At 52.8% G+C, this 17,183-nt stretch carries 14 protein-coding genes; 5 read left to right on the forward strand and 9 right to left on the reverse strand.

What is annotated here, in order from left to right; translation table 11 throughout:
* Positions 1–53: 53 nt before the first annotated feature.
* From ACHH0Z_RS12225 to ACHH0Z_RS12255, 7 genes are all read right to left on the reverse strand, one after another.
* Positions 54–1,985, reverse strand: a complete 1,932-nt coding sequence (locus ACHH0Z_RS12225; protein ID WP_045408037.1) for a bifunctional diguanylate cyclase/phosphodiesterase — start codon at positions 1,983–1,985, stop codon at positions 54–56.
* A 17-nt stretch (positions 1,986–2,002) separates the two neighbouring features.
* Positions 2,003–2,497 (reverse strand): molybdopterin-dependent oxidoreductase, encoded by a 495-nt coding sequence (locus tag ACHH0Z_RS12230; protein WP_008503255.1) that lies wholly within the window; start codon positions 2,495–2,497, stop codon positions 2,003–2,005.
* Between the two features lie 396 nt (positions 2,498–2,893).
* A complete protein-coding gene (locus tag ACHH0Z_RS12235) occupies positions 2,894–3,481 on the reverse strand; it encodes a cytochrome b (protein ID WP_045408033.1) in 588 nt (195 codons plus the stop codon).
* Positions 3,478–4,551: a catalase family peroxidase gene (locus tag ACHH0Z_RS12240; RefSeq protein WP_045408030.1), complete on the reverse strand. Its 1,074-nt coding sequence runs from the start codon at positions 4,549–4,551 to the stop codon at positions 3,478–3,480. The genes ACHH0Z_RS12235 and ACHH0Z_RS12240 overlap by 4 nt, the downstream gene beginning before the upstream one ends.
* Positions 4,552–5,040: 489 nt before the next feature.
* Complete coding sequence (locus ACHH0Z_RS12245) at positions 5,041–6,585, reverse strand: DHA2 family efflux MFS transporter permease subunit (protein ID WP_023326755.1); 1,545 nt, start codon at positions 6,583–6,585, stop codon at positions 5,041–5,043.
* A 13-nt stretch (positions 6,586–6,598) separates the two neighbouring features.
* Positions 6,599–7,741 (reverse strand): HlyD family efflux transporter periplasmic adaptor subunit, encoded by a 1,143-nt coding sequence (locus ACHH0Z_RS12250; protein WP_021241698.1) that lies wholly within the window; start codon positions 7,739–7,741, stop codon positions 6,599–6,601.
* 49 nt (positions 7,742–7,790) lie between these two features.
* Positions 7,791–9,287 carry an efflux transporter outer membrane subunit gene (locus ACHH0Z_RS12255; RefSeq protein ID WP_100122021.1) on the reverse strand — a complete coding sequence of 499 codons (1,497 nt, stop codon included), beginning with the start codon at positions 9,285–9,287 and terminating at the stop codon, positions 7,791–7,793.
* Between the two features lie 180 nt (positions 9,288–9,467).
* Here ACHH0Z_RS12255 and ACHH0Z_RS12260 point away from each other — a divergent pair, with 180 nt between their 5' ends.
* From ACHH0Z_RS12260 to ACHH0Z_RS12270, 3 genes are all read left to right on the forward strand, one after another.
* Positions 9,468–10,112 (forward strand): TetR/AcrR family transcriptional regulator, encoded by a 645-nt coding sequence (locus ACHH0Z_RS12260; protein WP_023343460.1) that lies wholly within the window; start codon positions 9,468–9,470, stop codon positions 10,110–10,112.
* Positions 10,113–10,236: 124 nt separating this feature from the next.
* Entirely contained in the window at positions 10,237–10,641 is a 405-nt protein-coding gene (locus ACHH0Z_RS12265; RefSeq protein ID WP_045408027.1) for an AraC family transcriptional regulator, read from the forward strand.
* A 200-nt stretch (positions 10,642–10,841) separates the two neighbouring features.
* Positions 10,842–11,351: a hypothetical protein gene (locus ACHH0Z_RS12270; protein ID WP_025912602.1), complete on the forward strand. Its 510-nt coding sequence runs from the start codon at positions 10,842–10,844 to the stop codon at positions 11,349–11,351.
* A gap of 32 nt (positions 11,352–11,383) precedes the next feature.
* Here ACHH0Z_RS12270 and ACHH0Z_RS12275 read toward each other — a convergent pair whose 3' ends face one another.
* Together ACHH0Z_RS12275 and ACHH0Z_RS12280 are read right to left on the reverse strand one after the other, a co-directional pair.
* Complete coding sequence (locus ACHH0Z_RS12275; protein WP_045408024.1) at positions 11,384–13,168, reverse strand: diguanylate cyclase; 1,785 nt, start codon at positions 13,166–13,168, stop codon at positions 11,384–11,386.
* 119 nt (positions 13,169–13,287) lie between these two features.
* Positions 13,288–14,397 carry an AI-2E family transporter gene (locus tag ACHH0Z_RS12280; protein ID WP_008503245.1) on the reverse strand — a complete coding sequence of 370 codons (1,110 nt, stop codon included), beginning with the start codon at positions 14,395–14,397 and terminating at the stop codon, positions 13,288–13,290.
* A gap of 363 nt (positions 14,398–14,760) precedes the next feature.
* On the opposite strand from ACHH0Z_RS12280, the gene mmuP reads away from it, so the two are divergent.
* Positions 14,761–16,161 (forward strand): S-methylmethionine permease, encoded by a 1,401-nt coding sequence (mmuP, locus tag ACHH0Z_RS12285; RefSeq protein ID WP_008503244.1) that lies wholly within the window; start codon positions 14,761–14,763, stop codon positions 16,159–16,161.
* On the forward strand, positions 16,148–17,080 hold the full coding sequence (gene mmuM / locus ACHH0Z_RS12290) for a homocysteine S-methyltransferase (RefSeq protein WP_045408022.1): 933 nt from the start codon (positions 16,148–16,150) through the stop codon (positions 17,078–17,080). The genes mmuP and mmuM overlap by 14 nt, the downstream gene beginning before the upstream one ends.
* The last annotated feature ends 103 nt before the right edge of the window (positions 17,081–17,183 follow it).

Below are 17,183 nucleotides of genomic sequence, written 5' to 3' on the forward strand. Positions count from 1 at the left end.
TTGATTATCAACCGTCTACGTGATTTTGGGCCAGAAACAACCGGACAACCATTTCAACCGTATCTAATCTTCCTGTCAATCTCAGCCTGGGGCTTTCCGAACAGGTATCCCTGCACGAGATCGCAGCCAAGCGCCTGAAGCCGTTCAAGCTGCGCTTCGGTTTCAACACCCTCTGCAATGACCCGCATGTTGAGGCTCTTCGCCATGCCGGTAATTAACTTAACGATATTAAGGGCATCATCCTGCGTGGATATCGGATTCACAAAGGATTTATCTATCTTAATTTTATCAAAATTCAGTTCACTCAGTCGTGAGAGCGAGGAATATCCCGTTCCGAAATCGTCGATGGAAATTTTGACACCCAGCGCCCGGAGTTTTTTGAGAATAGTGATCGGCATGTTGCTGTCACTGAAGAGCGAAGACTCTGTTACCTCTAGCTCAAGTCGGCTGGCCGGTAGCCCTGTCTCTTTCAGGATGGACTGCACCATCGCGGTAAACGATTTCGTGCCTAGCTGAACGGGGGAGACGTTCACCGAGATCCTGGCCGGCACCGCCCAGGACACCGCTTCCCGGCAGGCCATCTCAAGCACCGACTTGCCGATCTCATTGATCATTCCCGTTTTTTCAGCGACGGAAATAAAATAATCTGGCGCGAGTATCCCTTTCACCGGGTGTATCCAGCGAATAAGCGCTTCATAGCCGTAAATTTCATTGCTGAATGAATCGACAATAGGCTGATAATACACAACGAATTCATTGTGATCGATCGCCAGAGCCATATCATGTTCAAGGGTTCTGCTTTCCTGCAGTCTTTGCAGCATCCACTGACGGAAGATTTTGATCTGCTGCGAACCTTCTTTTTTCGCTTCGTAAAGGGCCAGATCGGCAAATTTGTATAGATAATCAGAGCGTCGTTCATTATCTGATAAAACGATACCTACGCAGGTGGCAATTTTTATCAGCTGGTTATTAATCGTATAAGGCTGGCTGATATGATCGCTGATTTCTTTGGCGCGCGAAACGGCGGCGGTTTCCGTGAGTCCGCTGGAGAGAAGGGCGAATTCATCGCCGCCCAAGCGGTAAAACGTATCCGTTGCGCTGCTCATTGAGGTCAGCCGTCGGGATACCTGATTCAGCAGCAAATCTCCCGTATCATGGCCATAGGTATCGTTGACCTCTTTGAAACGGTCTAAATCAAATAACATTACGGTGACGGGGACGTGGTTTTTATCTGCCTGAAGATTAATTTTGTTGAGATCGTCCCAGAAGAAAAGTCGGTTTTTCATGCCGGTGAGGGAGTCATGATAAACATCATACTCCAGCTTCGAGTTCTGAATTTGCAGCTTTTCTTTTGAAATTTGAAGTTCGTCAGCCAGGCTTTTAACCTGCATATGTGCTTTCAGGATGTTTTTATTCTGGTAGATCATTAAGAAGCCGAGAATAAAGCTTAAAATTACCAGGAGCAATGAAAGTGCCGAGTAGATATAATACAGTATCTGTATTTTCTTATTGGATTCGTTAACTGTGTTAATATCTTTTGTTAATGCCGTGGCAGAAAGCTGGCTTAGCGGTGCATCGAGTTCATGCATATTTGTCAGGTATGCTTTCAACGCCGGGTGGCTCATATTTTCAAGATGGCTATCCAGATAGGCCAGTATGTTTTCTAAGCGTAAAGCGAGTTCCTGATGCGTTTTATCGCTGTCAATGTAGCGACCTAAATCGCCCCCCTTCATTAAATCGCCCTGACTGAGCATAATTTCGAGACGCATGCGGACCTGGTCTATCGTAACGTCATCGGTATCGGTTGCGTATAGACCAAGCCATGATTCAAAACGGTAATACTCTGATACCAGTTGTGCCACGGACCAGGACTCAGTGTATTGAGTCAGTTTTTGCAATTCTTGCTGACGATCATAAACAAGGTATGCAATATATCCTGTCGTGATAAAAAGAGAAAAAATGATACCAACCAGTATCCTGTTCATTATGTTCTCCTGAACGACTACTCAATCTTCATTTTGCTTACCTGCCATGCTGATCGTGAGTAATAAATCTGATTATTCAACTCAGGAAGACTGTCATAGGGGTATACAATGAACGATGGGCCTTTATCGCGGATGCGCATATATTCGCCATTGACCTTTAAGGCAAGGATGGCGTTGTATTTTTTAAAGTCGCTGAGAGGGATGATGGTTGAGTAATCATTGAGCGCAATAACATTCACGTTCGTACCTTTTGCACCCACATAATCCATGAGCTTGCTCATTGGGACACCCTCAAACTTCGTACGACCGTTATACCAGGGGGAGGTTGTCTCGAAACTCACGACACCCAGTTTTTCAAGGCTGGCGAGATCAAACACTGCTTTTCCATTTTCATTGGTATTTTCTATATTACCGGAAATCGTTAAAATGGGTTTACCAACTGGTTTTGGCAGGTCGCCAGCCCAGGTTACACTCTGTACCAGACAGCATAACAGCAGTAGGGTTAATCGCATTTTGACCTCCACCTTTTAACAGAAGTATAAGAATTATAATTTAGATATCACACGAGTTGATATATTTTGTTGGGAAGTCAGGGGTTTTATCGTTTTTATTGATGTGATTTCAATTAAATCAATGAGTTAGGTGGTGTGGGTAACAGGGTGTTTGATACTCAAGCGACGCTTAACTTTTTGATAAAAGCTAAAATTGCCGGCATAAATGCTCTGTTGATTAAAAAATAATCGCTTTAATTGAGGGATATTATCTTTTAAGACAATTGTGGGGTGTTCGTGGCGTATTGACGCGCGAATCTGGAGACCAAATACCTGCTCCGGTTGTGTCCGTTGTTTCAGGATGATGACAAGCGAGGACACGAACATTCCGACAGTGCGTGTCCCCTACCGCTTGCCTTACTTCAGGTCCTCCCGGATGGCTGACACCGGCTTACCCCCTTTCGCCATGCTGGCAAACACTGCGTCCCGGTAGATCCACGCGTGAACCAGTGCGGCAGAAAGATGGACCAGCACCACGGCAAAAAGCAATTTTGCCAGAAGGCTGTGGGCGTCGTGACACCAGGCATACAGTGCTGGACTGGTCGGGACAATCGCCGGCAGGTTGACGCCATCAAACATCACAATCGGCAGGCCCGCTGCCGACAGCTGCGCCCAGCCCAGCAGCGGCATTGCCAGCATTAACCCATACAGCATCCAGTGTGATGCCTTTGCGGCAAGCACCTGCCAGACGGGCAAATCGGCAGGAAGTGGGGGCGTCCGGCTCAGAAGTCGGTTGACCAGACGCACCAGTGCCAGCAGTAAAATGGCGATACCCAGCGGCCGGTGCAGATCGATTAACCAAATCCGGTGATGTAACGACGTCATCATCGCGGCACCGATGAAAAGCATGGCCAGGATCATCACCGCCATCAGCCAGTGCAGGCTTCGCGCCAGGGTATTGAAATGCTGCGGCGCGTGCTCTCGCCTATCTTTATTTGAGCTCATTTTACCTCCTGCTTTTGCACGGCTTCGGTGGCCTTGCCGTAGCCGATTTCCCGCTCACGACGGCTGAAAGAGTGGGAGTAGGCAGCGGAACGGGCGTTTAAGATGGGATCGTCAGACACCGCAACGCCTGCAGGAACGACAGAAGGGTCAAAGTTAACGTCGCGGCACGCGCCTGTGGATTGTGCTTCGACGCGCGTCACTTCCAGCGTACCGGCCACCCTCTTTTTGCGATCGTCCGGCCATGGCTGGGAAGGGTCATCCACCGGATCGCCCGGCTGTGCGAGCTGCAAAACGTAATCCCAGTAGAGTGGCTTCTGCGCCAGGCGCTGACGCAGGTTTTCGAACAGGAAGTTATCATCGGCTTTCTGTCGTTGCTCATCGCTTATCGACAGGAAAGGCTCGTGCGGACGCATCATCCAGCGAACGGCTTGACGTTCCCCCTGCGCGTTCACAAGGTAAAAGGCGTTAATGCTGTAAAACGTCGCGCCCGCGAAGCTGCCGGGGGCGGGTTTTTGTGCCGCCCATTTAAGGTATTTCTCCGCCTCCGGGTACGCTTTTAAAAAGTCTTTGAGACGCTGCGGATCCGGTTTCCCGGTGGACGCATCAACGGCCGTGGCTTTTCGCAAGGCCAGAAAACCTTCCGGGCTGTGCGTGGCGAAGAAAGGCTCGTTGTTCATCGCCATCCGCCATTGTTGCTTGTCATCTGTCTTCAGCAGCAGCGCCATGCTCAGGGTTTTGGTCGTACTATCCGGGGCATGGGGATCGCCAGTACCAATAGAGAATCGGCCCACCACGGGCACTTCCTGCTGCGAGAAGAGGCGGGAGGTTGAAAGGGAATCCGCCGAGCCGTTTGGCGTAAAGGTGCCGGCAAAGCAGATGCCTTTTCCATGCGCGCGACGAAAACCCGGTGGGAAGGGTTTCGGTGTTTCACCCACCAGTGCCTGGCTGACCGTGCGTGACCCAAGCCAGCCCGCCGTCCATGCAAAAGCAGATGCCAGCGTACCGGCGACAACGGCGATCGCTGCCAGCGCGCCCCAGGTTTTTTTGGACCTCAAATCCAGTTTCGACATAGACGTTTTTCCAGAACAAAATATCTTCACCTGTCATGCGCAACGTATTGCGCGTGGCAGCTGTTAATACAGTGGCGAATATGGCTCGAGTATAGGAACTAAGGGGCGTAAAGAAAGAATATCACGAAAAGTTTAAACCTTTCCGCTGCAAAAAAGACCGGTTTACTCATCGTGTCGGAAGTTGTGACCGAGTCGGTGACCCAGCGATAAAGAGTGGCGAAACAGGTAGGCGATGGCAGAAAATGTAAATAATGAACAGAAGGGAGTATGCGATATTATCGATGAGATCGTCAGTCAACGGTTTCAATCTGTGTCTGAATAATTGCCTGATTTAGGACGCTTCTTCCACTGGGAAGCGTCCACTTTTTTATATATTGAAAAATATATTTCTGATATTAAGCACCGCTTTTTCTGTACAGAAAGTCCTGGTTTTTCATCCATCAAATTTTCTCTTTTATTTGACGCCCACATCCCTGTGCTGAATAACGATTAATGTCCTACAGATGCGGCATCAACAACGCGAGAGGGTTTCGGTGCTAAAGCAATAGCAAAAGCAGCGATAAAGAATATGACGCCTATCGACATCATCAGATTATTCGTAGAAAGCATCATGCTTTGGCTGTTAACCATCTTGTCAAAAAGCTCCCTAACAAACTGCCCACCTTGCTGAGGCGCCGAGTTGATGTACTGTGAAAGATCGCCTGTCGGGTCAACGACGGACGCCAGCCTGTCATGCGCAATATAGCGCTGGTCTTGCCATGACGTCGTCACCAGCGATGTGGCAAACGCGCCTGATAACGTTCGAACAAAGTTCATTAACCCGGCTGCCGAGGGCATTTCCGCTTCATCTACCGAGCCCATTGCAAGGCCCGTAATCGGGACATAGTACAACGGCATTCCCACCCCCATGAATAACAAGGGGACACAGATGGACCAGTAGTCCATATCGGTCGTCGCATAGGCGCGCCAGAAGGTATCGAGACCGAGCCAGGCGCAGCCAAAGAAGATAAGAATGCGCGGATCGATTCTGTTGGAGAGGTTAGCGGCAACCGGAGAAAAGACCACCTGCAGAAGGCCACCCCAGGCCACCACAATCCCGGCCCATGTTGTTGTATACCCTAAGTTATATTGTAACCACAAAGGCGTCAGGACATTCAGACCAAAAAAACACCCAAACGCAAGCGCGAGCACAAACATACTGGCCGAGAAACCGCGATGGCGAAACACGCTGATATCGACAATCGGATGGTCAGCGGTCAGTTCCCAGATACAGAAACTCAAAAAACCTATGCAGGCCACAATCGCCAGAACCCATATTTCTTCTGAGGCAAACCAGTCAAGGTCTTTCCCTTCATCCAGCATGATTTGCAGTGCGCCAACCCAGATAACCAGTAAAACAAACCCAACGATATCAATAGCGTTATTAACCAGCTCATCTTCGAAGATTTTCAATACTGACCACGCCACGACTGAAAAAGCGATGGCCATTGGAACGTTGATGATAAATACCCACGACCAGCTGTAATGATCGCAAATCCATCCACCGAGAACGGGACCAATAACGGGCGCCAGCAACGTGGTCATTGCCCATAGTCCCGTCGCCTGCATGGATTTTTCTTTCGGGAAAATACGCAGCAGTAACGTTTGTGATAAGGCCATCAGGGGGCCTCCTGCCATGCCCTGAAAAACTCGCATCAGCAGCAGCATTCCCAGCGAAGTGGAAAGGCCACAAAGCAATGAAAAAATACCGAACATGAACACGGAAATGGAGAAAACGCGCACGCCGCCAAACCGTGTGGTTAACCATCCTGAAAGCGGTACCGTAATGGCTTCAGCAACGGCATAGGCCGTGATGATCCAGGTGCCCTGGCTGGTGCCTGCGCCCAGGGCACCAGCCATATTGGGTTGAGTGACGTTTGCAATGGTCATGTTGAGCACGGCTAAAAAGTTCGCCATTGCAAGAACCAGGGCACCCACCCATAACATACCGCCCTTCAGCGAAGGAGGCTGGTTATCGATAACGAATGTAGACATAGCCCGGTTTCCGTTATTCACTTTTTAAATTAACTGTCGCTTTCATGGACAGCCCAACCCGCAGCGGATGTGCTGCAAGTTCGTCAGCATTGAGTTTGATGCGTACGGGTAAACGCTGAACAACCTTAATCCAGTTACCCGTTGCGTTCTGCGCAGGAATAACTGAAAACGCTGCGCCGGTTCCGCCATCAAAGCCTTCTACCGTTCCATGGAAAAGCACGTTATCGCCATACAGATCGCTAACCAGCTCCACTTTCTGTCCCACTTTCACATGCTGGAGTTGAACCTCCTTGAAGTTGGCATTGACGTGAATTTGCTGTACTGGCACCACGGACAATAACGGTGTGGAAGGTTGTACACGTTGCCCAAGCTCGACCTGGCGACGAGCAACTACGCCATCGACTGGCGAACGGATTACGGTTCTTTCCAGATCCAGTCTGGCCTGATCGCGCTTCGCTCTGGCAAGGACAACTTCAGGGTTGGTCTCGGTATCTGCGTTCTCAATCAGAACGGCATTCGCTTGTCTTGCACCCACCGCCGCCTGTTTTGCTGCATCTGCTTGCGCCACGGCGGCTTTAGCGGCATTCAGGTTTGCCAGAGCGGAAGCATAAACGTTTTGAATGCGCGTCAGCTCGTCGCCTGAAATCGCGCCTGTCTGCATGAGCGCCTCGCGTCGTTTGAGGTCAACCGTCGCGCGCTGGAAGTCAGCGTTTGCGGCATCAACCTGGGCCAGCAGGCGTTTTTGCTCTTTTTCATTAGCCACAACTTCTGCGCCGAGCTTTGTATCAGTGGCCTTATATCCATTTACTCGCCGAATGGACAGGTTCAGGTCTGCTTCCGCCTGATTAAGGGCTAGCTGCGCGTCGGTGGGATCCAGCTGGATCAGAACATCGCCTTTTTTTACCACCTGGGAATCCGTGACCAGGATGGCGCTTACCGTACCGGTAACGGCAGAAGAGAGTTGGGCTGATTCGACATCGGTATAGGCGTTATCGGTTTCAACATACCGGGAACCGACGAATTCCCACCAGGCAAAAGAGCCTGCACCAGCAAGCGCAATACTCACTGCAAGACAGGAGAACAAACGTTTTCTCTTTTTCTTTTTGATATCGGATGATTCAATATTTTGATTTTCAATCGCTGCAGAATGACTCATTTTATTTCCTTTCTTTCCACTATTTAGTTATTAACCTGGTGTTAAATAATCACTGTTTGCTCGAGGTATATCCGCCGCCTAATGCGCGCGCTAATGCGACGTCAATCGTAAAGGCACGAGAATTAACGTCGGCTAATTTTCTGCGGGCAGCGACCAGCTCGTCTTCCGAGGATAAGACGTCAAGATAATCAGCAACTTTTCCTTCATACCTTTGTCTGGTGAGCGAATACGCTTTTTCTGCTGACGCGACTGCCGCCTGAGAATACAGCATCTCGTCTTTAAGAGAGGCTCTGCTGGTGAGCGCATCGCTCACTTCACGAAGTGCATTCGTTAACGTGTCGTTATATACATTCACCGCAATGTCATATTCACCGCTGGCGTATTTCAAATCACCCTGTAGCTGTTGCGTATTAAATATGGGCAACGATATTGCCGGGCCAAAGCTGCCAATTGCTGAGCCACTTCGGGTAAGGTTGTTAATACCCAATGACTGGAATCCGGCAAAGGCAACCAGATTAACGCTCGGGTAAAAACCGGCTTTTTTCTGTTTGATTTTCTCTGCTGCCGCCTCTGCGCGTAAACGTGCCGCGACAATATCGGGACGGCGACCAATCAGATCCAACGCAATATTGGGAGGAAGGTCCTCATGCGCTAAAAGCGTTGCCTTAGGCGCGGTTATGGCCAGCGCCCTGTCAGGCCCGTCACCGATCAATGCGGCGAGGGCATGTTTTTTGATCGCAATCGCTTCATCTATTGCCACCAGGTTTGCTTTTGCGTTGAGTTGACGCGTCTCAACCTGTTGAAGGCTGGATAAATCTTCCAGCCCCGCGTCATGCCGTTGCTGGAACAACGCAAGCGTACTGGTTCGTATCGTCAGGGTATCGTTAAGCGTTTCGCGAACGGTGTATAAATGCGCCAGCTCCGCGTAAACGGTAACAACAGACGAAGACAGCACCAGTCTTGTTTGCGCTTTTTCCGCGACTGCCGCCATTTCACCTGACGTTGCAGCCGCGAGCGCCGCGCGGTTTTTACCCCAAAAATCAATTTCCCAGCTCATATCCAGCGTGGTGCGCCCATAGCTGTTCCAGTTTTGGGGTGTTGCGCTTTCAGGCGTCACATAGTTGTAACTCATTTTGTCCCGCATAAAGCTGGCGTTAGCGGTGACCTCGGGGAAAAGCGATCCGCTCGCGCTTTGGGTCATCGCCTGCGCTTGCTTCACGCGAGCGTCGGCGATGTTAAGCGTAGGGGAATTTTTGAGCGCGTCATCAATCAGTCCGTTGAGCTGCTCATCACCGTATTTTTTCCACCAGTCATCTTTCGGCCACTGGCCGTTCTGATGTGGGAAACTCTGATCGCTTTTAAGTTGTGTGACCGTCTTCATAGGCGGTGGGGTGCCGAGATCGGGGATCATGGCGCATCCGCTCAGGCTGATGGCGGAAAAGACAACACAGCCCATCACTATCCTGGACCGGGTTGAACCGGAAATACGACACCTCGGGAGTGCCTCCTGAAAACCTTTCATCAGTACGCTCATCATGCTGTTCATCAAGTAGTCCAAATGCAGTACCGTACAGTACGGTACGATTTATATCTTGACTTCTGAGCGCCGTCAAATAAAAATGTACTCGTCGGTACGATTACGAACCCTACTCACAGACGTGATTCCGAAATCAGATAACAAAAAGTGTTGGCGAGCGGCCAAATACCTAAACTACCGAGGAAACATATGGATAAAAGAGCGCTTAAACGGCAACAGATTCTGGACGTTGCATCCGGGCTGTTTCGACAAAAAGGATTTGATGCTACGTCTATCTCTGAGATCAACGCGATTGTGGGTGGCTCAAAATCGACAATTTACAGTCACTTTTCTTCGAAAGAAGAGCTATTTGTAGAATGCATGTCTTCTGAAACAGAACAGTATATTAAGAGCATGACTATTGAAACTGCAGGGCAGGTGCGCCTTTTCAGAAAATCACCACAGCTGGTCATCGAGCAATTTGCCGTTGCCTTTTTACGCTATATTTGTTCACCGGATATTGTGGACTTGCAAAGATTAATGATTTCCGAAGCCGGAAGGTCGGGAATTGGAGAGTTGTATTATGAACGAATGCAAAAACTTCGTTCAAACGTATCGGCGCTTTTCACCGATTTAATGAATCAAAATATTTTAAGAAAAGATGACCCAGTGCTGGCCGCTGAGTATTTTCGCTCTCTTCTCCAGGCCGGTATCCTTGAACCCTTGCTTTTAAAAGCACGAAAGGATCAGCCTGACGAAAGTGAAATTGTCATGAAAGCGCAGGCCTCCGTTAATGCGTTTATGAAGTTGTATGGTCCTGAACAAAATGAGGATGTTGCAAAGACATCTCATTAAAATACAGTAAGCATTCTCTCACCCTATTATTAGGGTGATTTTTTCTTTTTGGAAATATTATTTTCAATTGTCATTGGATGACATTGCCAGCGGCCTTCTTGTAAATAAAATTTCGTGGATACTTATGTGTATAAAGTTTACTCTCTTAAAAGATCGTGAAACTGTAATTAAGTCCCTGACTCACTGGATTGACTCGAATTTATACAGACCCATTACCGTTCTGGATGTGGCGCGAAAATCCGGTTATTCATTGGCTTATATTCAACGAAACTTTCGCCAGGAGTGTGGCATAAGTATAGGTCTCTATATCCGCAGCCGGAAACTTGAAAAAGCCGCGCATATGCTCAGACACACGCAGCTCTCTGTTTCACATATATTTACAATGCTAGGCTATGAAGAGCCGTCTACCTTCAGCAGAGCGTTCTCAAACCAATATGGACTCTCCCCAACCAAATACCGTGAGATGGCTAAAAAAAGTCATGACATGAATGGCTTGTCGATATTGATTACTGAGGTGACGCGCGACTAATCCTTGAAAGATCGAGACGCAAGCGGCATAAAAACGCTTGCGTACTACGACCGAAAAACCCAGAGTGTGCTCCGGATAGACTAAAAGTGTTACCTATGTTCCCGGTCTGATCTGTCACCTATGTATCCGGTCATACACAGCAGCCACCCGGGCAATGATTGACCTTCTGACCCGACAAGAATGACAAGGACGAGTCCACCATGAAAAAAGCGCGTTTTTCCTTTTGGATCCCTCTCATCGCGGGCGGGATAGCACTGATATCGGCTTTTGTGGTCTGGTCAGTCAACATTTACCGCGTGACATACCTTTCGATCCGCGGGGAGCAGTACCTTGCCTGTGGGGCGTTGCTGCTGGCGCTGGTGCCGATGGTCTATTTCATCAGAAAGGGGAGACTGAAAGGTAAGCGCCTTGCTGACGCGGTCAAAATCTACCTCGGCTTCTTTATTTGCAGCCTGCCGGTTGCCATGTTCGCGGTCTTTACAACGGCCTGGCTGCTGGAGGGGGACTATTCGGCCTGGAGCAAACCTTACCGGTATGAGTCCAGTACCCGCCACACCTGCTCGGGTGCGGAAGTCTACGAGCCGGAATTAAAGAAGGAGATCCGCATCTGTAACCCTCAGGGGAACGTTTATTCCGATACCACCCTGTATGTGGAAAAGCGGAGCAATGCCCTGGGGATTGTCGTGCTCTGGGCTATCACGCGCGCCTGAACCGGGGGAAAGTCAGGGCGCGAGAATCAGCGTCACCCCGCCTCCAGCATCCCAAAACTCACAATCCGCGCCCGTCCCAGCTCTTTTGCCCGGTATAGCGCCACATCCGCAGCGCGCAGCAGGTTGTCGGTCTGGGCATGTTGCGGGTAGCTGGCAATCCCAATCGACACGTCCACCGGCCCAATCTCGGTCAGCCCGTAGCGAAGCGACAGCTCATGCACGCCGGTGTAAATCTTCTGCGCGCAGGCGTACGCTTCTGCTTCATCGGCACCTGAAAGCAGCACCAGAAACTCCTCGCCCCCGTAGCGGAATGCCAGCCCGTTGTCATGTGCGGCGCGCTGAACAATTGACGCCACGCTTTTGATCACCAGATCGCCCGCTTCATGGCCGAAACGGTCATTAATGCTCTTGAAGTGGTCGATATCAATCATCATGCAGCTTAACGGCACGCTGGTGCGTATCGCCTGTGCCGTTTGGGTTTGCAGCGTATCTTCCAGATGATGACGGTTACGCAGGCCGGTGAGCGGGTCAAACAACGCTTTTTCCAGCAACGCGTCGCGCAGACGCTGGTTGGCCAGCGCCAGCCCGAGCGCCTCGGCCATCAGCTCCAGATACGCGCGGGAAGGTGCATTGTCCGCTGTAATATTCTGGAAGGAGAGCAGGCCAATGGCCTCACCCTGAGCGATAAGCGGCACGCAAAGCGCGCTTTCCGCCTGGGATGCCGGAAGATGGTAGCAGGCAATATCCGGCTCGCCGTTCACCGGCGGGTGACTCTGCCCGCGACGCACGGCCCAGCACTCGTCCGGGTGGAACGTCGTCTCTTCACCCACCGGCGAAAGCCATTGCGCGACGCAGCGCATCTGCCACGGCTCGCGGTCAAGGACGTAGAGCCGGCCCGCGATCCCCGGCGCGATATTGGGGGCAAACAGCTCCGCCACGTTAATCACATCGTTAAAGTTCTCACACCCCTGCAGCCGCTGGGTCATGCGCGCCAGCAGCTCGCGGATGGCCCAGTCGGCATCGCGCTCTTTTTCCAGACGCTGACGCGCCAGGCCGTTTTCACGGAAGATGCTGATGGCCTGAGCCATATCGCCTATCTCATCGATCTGGTTGAAATTGGGCGTTTCAACCGCGTAATCCTGGGATGCCAGGCGGTGCACCACGTCGCTCAGGCGGACCACGGGGCGCAGCACGCGGCGTTTTAATATAAAGCCGAGCACAAACAGGAACAGCAGGGCGGTCAGGCCGACCGTCAGCTCAGAGGCGGTACGCAGCGCTTTCGATTTTTTGGTCGCCTCCTGAACGGCTGCGATGACGCGCTTGTCGAGTATCTGGCGGAAGTGATCGAGCTGATTCTGCGCGCGCTCAAGCTCCTGCTCATAGGGCTGGCCATAGAGCAAGGCTACGGCCTGGGCGTCTTCACCGCGTTCCAGGCTTTCGAGGGCGGTTTGCTGCTCGTCCTGCAGCTCATCGACGATCTTTATTCCTTCATGCAGCAGGGCCAGTTCTTCATCCGATGCGCCGTTATCCTGCAGCTTTTCCAGCCGAAGCTCGATGCGCTTCAGGCTGTTTTCTGTCTGGTTATATTCCTTGAGCACCTGAGGATCTTTTTTAATGGCGTACAGCCGCGCTAAATCAGACTGCGCCCAGATATCGGTTTCGATATCTTCCGTCAGCTGATCAAATTTCTGCCGTTGTTCAACGGCCTGACGCTCGAGGGTATCCGCACTGGACGCCATCAGCATGATGATGCCGGAGGCGATGGTCAGGCAGACCGTGGCCCCATAGGCCCAGTTTGTTATCGTCGCGATTCGCACCAGATGATCCTTTTACGACATGAGTAGGATGGCGTTCTTCAAATTATAGAAAACGTCTGATTTAAGGCGAAAAAAAAGGCGGCACGGCGCCGCCTGGTGTGGTCTTTATCGTCACGTCCTTACAAATCTGGAGGATTTTTTCCTTCTTCGATGAAATCCGCGTCCAGCTCTTCGGCGTTACCTTCGTGATCGCGTCCGGAGAAGAGGTTCCAGCAGGCGATAAACAGCGCGGCGATGAGCGGCCCAATCACAAAGCCGTTAATGCCGTACAGCTCCATGCCGCCGAGGGTGGAGATCAGAATCAGGTAGTCCGGCATTTTGGTGTCTTTCCCCACCAGCAGCGGGCGCAGGATGTTGTCCACCAGCCCGACGACGATCACGAAGAAGCCGACAATAAACAGCCCCTGCCAGATCTGGTGCGTGGCGAACAGGAAGATAGCTGCAGGCACCCAGACAATCGCCGAGCCGATGGCGGGCACGAGGGAAAGGAACGCCATCAGTGCGCCCCAGAGCACGCTGCCGTCGATACCGGCAATGGCAAAGGCAATCCCGCCGAGGATGCCCTGAACAACGGCCACCGCCGCCGTCCCTTTTACCGTGGCGCGCGACACGCCGACGAATTTGGCGAACAGATGCTGCTTGGCAAAATCGGACAGGGGCAGGGAGTCGAGGATCTGGCGTACCAGATACGGGCCGTCTTTCAGCAGGAAGAACAGCAGATACAGCATGATGCCGAAGCTAATCGCAAAGCCAAACGTGCCTTTGCCGATCAGGAACGCGCTGCCCGCCAGATACTGTCCGCCCTGCAGCGCGACGTCGGAGAGTTTTTTCTGGATCTGCGCCGCGTTGGTCAGGTTGTGATCCGCGAGGAAGCCGCTGGCCCAGTCAGGCAGGTGGTTGAAGATGCTCGCCACCACTTCCGGGAACTGGGTATTGTTCTCCTGCAGTTTGGTGTAAACCACGTTCAGCTCAATGGCGAGCGAGGAGAGGATCACCATCAGCGGAATAAAGACGATCAGACAGATAATACCGATGGTCAACAGCGAGGCCAGCCCGTTGCGATCCCCCAGCGCGGCGCGCAGCTTGTTTTTTACCGGATTGAAGATAACGGTCAGAATGGCGGCCCACAGTATCGCGGAGAAGTAGGGCGACAGCACGTCGAAGAAGGCCCAGGTCACAAGGGCGAGAATGAAAATAAAGAAACCTTTAGTCAGTCCGTTAAAGCGCATCAGTCAGTCCTGGTTACTTAGAAACTGTGACGACTATAGAACTGATTGTGAGAATTACCAACCTTGCGCCGGGTGGCGGCTGCGCCTTACCCGTCCTACGGGGAGTGTTACGGTATGACTTCGCGCTTTACGGATACCACTTTCGACTGACCGAAGATCGACTTTTCCCGCACCATGCTGTAAGTATCTGCTTGCGGAGGTGCTTATGGCCTGGCGTCCGATTCTCTATGTGATCCTCACAACCCACCCCAGACTCAGCGCGCGGCGCGCCCGTTTGCGTCTGGTCATCTAGCTTTTTATTAACAATCGCGGTATAACACACCTTCTTTGGATGTTTAGATGTCCATACGTATAGAAGGTAATATGCAAACACAACAAGAAAATGGGCAGCTTAAGCGCACCATGAAAACACGCCACCTGATCATGCTCTCGCTGGGTGGCGTGATTGGGACAGGGTTATTCTTCAATACCGGCTACATCATTTCCACGACCGGGGCGGCGGGCACGCTGCTGGCGTACCTCATAGGTGCGCTGGTGGTCTGGCTGGTGATGCAGTGTCTGGGCGAACTCTCCGTGGCGATGCCGGAAACCGGCGCGTTCCACGTCTATGCCGCGCGTTATCTTGGCCCGGCGACGGGCTACACCGTGGCGTGGCTCTACTGGCTCACCTGGACGGTGGCGCTCGGTTCGAGCTTTACCGCCGCGGGCTTCTGCATGCAGTACTGGTTCCCGCAGGTGCCCGTCTGGGCGTGGTGCGTGGTCTTCTGCGTGGTGATTTTTGGCCTGAACGTCATTTCCACGCGCTTCTTTGCGGAAGGTGAGTTCTGGTTCTCCCTGGTGAAGGTCATCACCATCATCGCCTTTATTATTCTTGGCGGCGCGGCGGTCTTTGGCTTTATCCCGATGCAGGACGGTTCCCCCGCGCCGGGCTTAAGCAACATCACCGCCGAGGGCTGGTTCCCGCACGGCGGCCTGCCGATCCTGATGACCATGGTGGCGGTGAACTTTGCCTTCTCCGGGACCGAACTCATCGGTATTGCGGCGGGGGAAACTGAAAATCCGCACAAGGTGATTCCGGTCGCGATCCGCACTACCATTGCGCGCCTGATCATCTTCTTTATCGGCACCGTGTTTGTGCTGGCGGCGCTGATCCCGATGCAGCAGGCGGGCGTGGAAAAGAGCCCGTTCGTGCTGGTGTTTGAAAAGGTCGGTATTCCTTACGCGGCGGATATTTTTAACTTCGTGATCCTGACGGCGATCCTTTCGGCGGCGAACTCCGGGCTGTACGCCTCCGGGCGCATGCTGTGGTCGCTCTCTAACGAGAAAACGCTCCCGCGCTGCTTTGCCCGCGTGAACAAAAACGGCGTGCCGCTGACGGCGCTCTCGGTTTCTATGCTCGGCGGCGTGCTGGCGCTGTTCTCAAGCGTCGTGGCACCGGACACGGTATTTGTCGCGCTCTCGGCGATTTCTGGCTTTGCGGTGGTAGCCGTCTGGATCAGCATCTGTGCGTCGCACTTCGTCTTCCGTCGTCGCCATCTGCAGTCCGGCCAGCCGCTCTCTGCGCTGCAGTACCGCGCGCCGTGGTATCCGCTGGTGCCGGTGCTCGGTTTTATCCTCTGCGTGGTGGCCTGCGTCGGCCTGTGGTTTGACCCAAGCCAGCGCATTGCCCTTTATTGCGGGATCCCGTTTGTCGCCCTGTGTTATGGTGCCTACTACCTGACCCGAAATATGACATCGCAGGAGCCTGAACATGTCGCAGAATAATCCGCTTACCGCCCTCCTTGAAAAGCAGCCGTTTGTGGTGCTGGATGGCGCGATGGCGACGGAGCTGGAAGCGCGCGGCTGTAACCTGGCAGACAGCCTCTGGTCTGCCAAAGTGCTGATGGAAAACCCGGAGCTTATCCGTGAAGTGCACCTTGATTACTACCGCGCGGGCGCGCAGGTGGCGATCACCGCCAGTTACCAGGCCACGCCTGCGGGCTTTGCGGCGCGCGGCCTGGACGAGGCGCAGTCCCGAACGCTAATTGGCAGAAGCGTGGAGCTGGCGCGAAAGGCGCGTGAAGCGTATCTGGCCGAAAACCCGCATGCGGGCACGCTGCTGGTGGCGGGCTCCGTTGGGCCGTATGGTGCCTATCTGGCGGATGGCTCAGAGTATCGCGGTGACTACGTGCGCAGCGCTGAGGAGTTTACTGCCTTCCACCGCCCGCGCGTGGAAGCGCTGCTGGATGCGGGCGCTGACCTGCTGGCCTGCGAAACGCTGCCGTCTTTTGCCGAGATTAAGGCGCTGGCGGCCCTTCTGGCCGTGTATCCCCGCGCCCGGGCGTGGTTCTCCTTTACCCTGCGGGATAGCGAGCACCTGAGCGACGGCACGCCGCTGCGTGACGTGGTCAGCGTGCTGGCCGACTCTCCGCATATCGTCGCGCTGGGCATTAACTGCATCGCGCTGGAAAATACCACGGCGGCGCTTAAGCACCTGCAGAGCCTGACGTCGCTGCCGCTGGTGGTCTACCCGAACTCAGGCGAGCATTATGATGCGGTGACCAAAACCTGGCACCACCACGGCGAAGCGTGCGAGACGCTGGCGGGCTATCTGCCCCAGTGGCTGGACGCCGGAGCGAAGCTGATTGGTGGCTGCTGTCGCACCACGCCGAAGGATATTGCTGAGCTTAACGCGAAGCGCTGAGTTTTTTGCCGGGTGGCGGCTGCGCCTTACCCGGCCTACGGATCGCACAATGTGTAGGCCGGATAAGCGCAGCGCCACCCGGCATAAACAAACGCACAAAACC

Source organism: Enterobacter cloacae complex sp. 2024EL-00227, from assembly GCF_043945315.1.
GTDB lineage: Bacteria > Pseudomonadota > Gammaproteobacteria > Enterobacterales > Enterobacteriaceae > Enterobacter > Enterobacter roggenkampii.

Coding starts and splice junctions, on each gene's coding strand:
- ACHH0Z_RS12235 (WP_045408033.1), bottom strand. CDS start 3,481: ATGAGCTCAAATAAAGATAGGCGAGAGCACGCGCCGCAGCATTTCAAT.
- ACHH0Z_RS12250 (WP_021241698.1), bottom strand. CDS start 7,741: ATGAGTCATTCTGCAGCGATTGAAAATCAAAATATTGAATCATCCGAT.
- ACHH0Z_RS12260 (WP_023343460.1), top strand. CDS start 9,468: ATGGATAAAAGAGCGCTTAAACGGCAACAGATTCTGGACGTTGCATCC.
- mmuP (WP_008503244.1), top strand. CDS start 14,761: ATGCAAACACAACAAGAAAATGGGCAGCTTAAGCGCACCATGAAAACA.
- ACHH0Z_RS12230 (WP_008503255.1), bottom strand. CDS start 2,497: ATGCGATTAACCCTACTGCTGTTATGCTGTCTGGTACAGAGTGTAACC.
- ACHH0Z_RS12265 (WP_045408027.1), top strand. CDS start 10,237: ATGTGTATAAAGTTTACTCTCTTAAAAGATCGTGAAACTGTAATTAAG.
- ACHH0Z_RS12245 (WP_023326755.1), bottom strand. CDS start 6,585: ATGTCTACATTCGTTATCGATAACCAGCCTCCTTCGCTGAAGGGCGGT.
- ACHH0Z_RS12270 (WP_025912602.1), top strand. CDS start 10,842: ATGAAAAAAGCGCGTTTTTCCTTTTGGATCCCTCTCATCGCGGGCGGG.
- ACHH0Z_RS12255 (WP_100122021.1), bottom strand. CDS start 9,287: ATGAACAGCATGATGAGCGTACTGATGAAAGGTTTTCAGGAGGCACTC.
- ACHH0Z_RS12280 (WP_008503245.1), bottom strand. CDS start 14,397: ATGCGCTTTAACGGACTGACTAAAGGTTTCTTTATTTTCATTCTCGCC.
- mmuM (WP_045408022.1), top strand. CDS start 16,148: ATGTCGCAGAATAATCCGCTTACCGCCCTCCTTGAAAAGCAGCCGTTT.
- ACHH0Z_RS12240 (WP_045408030.1), bottom strand. CDS start 4,551: ATGTCGAAACTGGATTTGAGGTCCAAAAAAACCTGGGGCGCGCTGGCA.
- ACHH0Z_RS12225 (WP_045408037.1), bottom strand. CDS start 1,985: ATGAACAGGATACTGGTTGGTATCATTTTTTCTCTTTTTATCACGACA.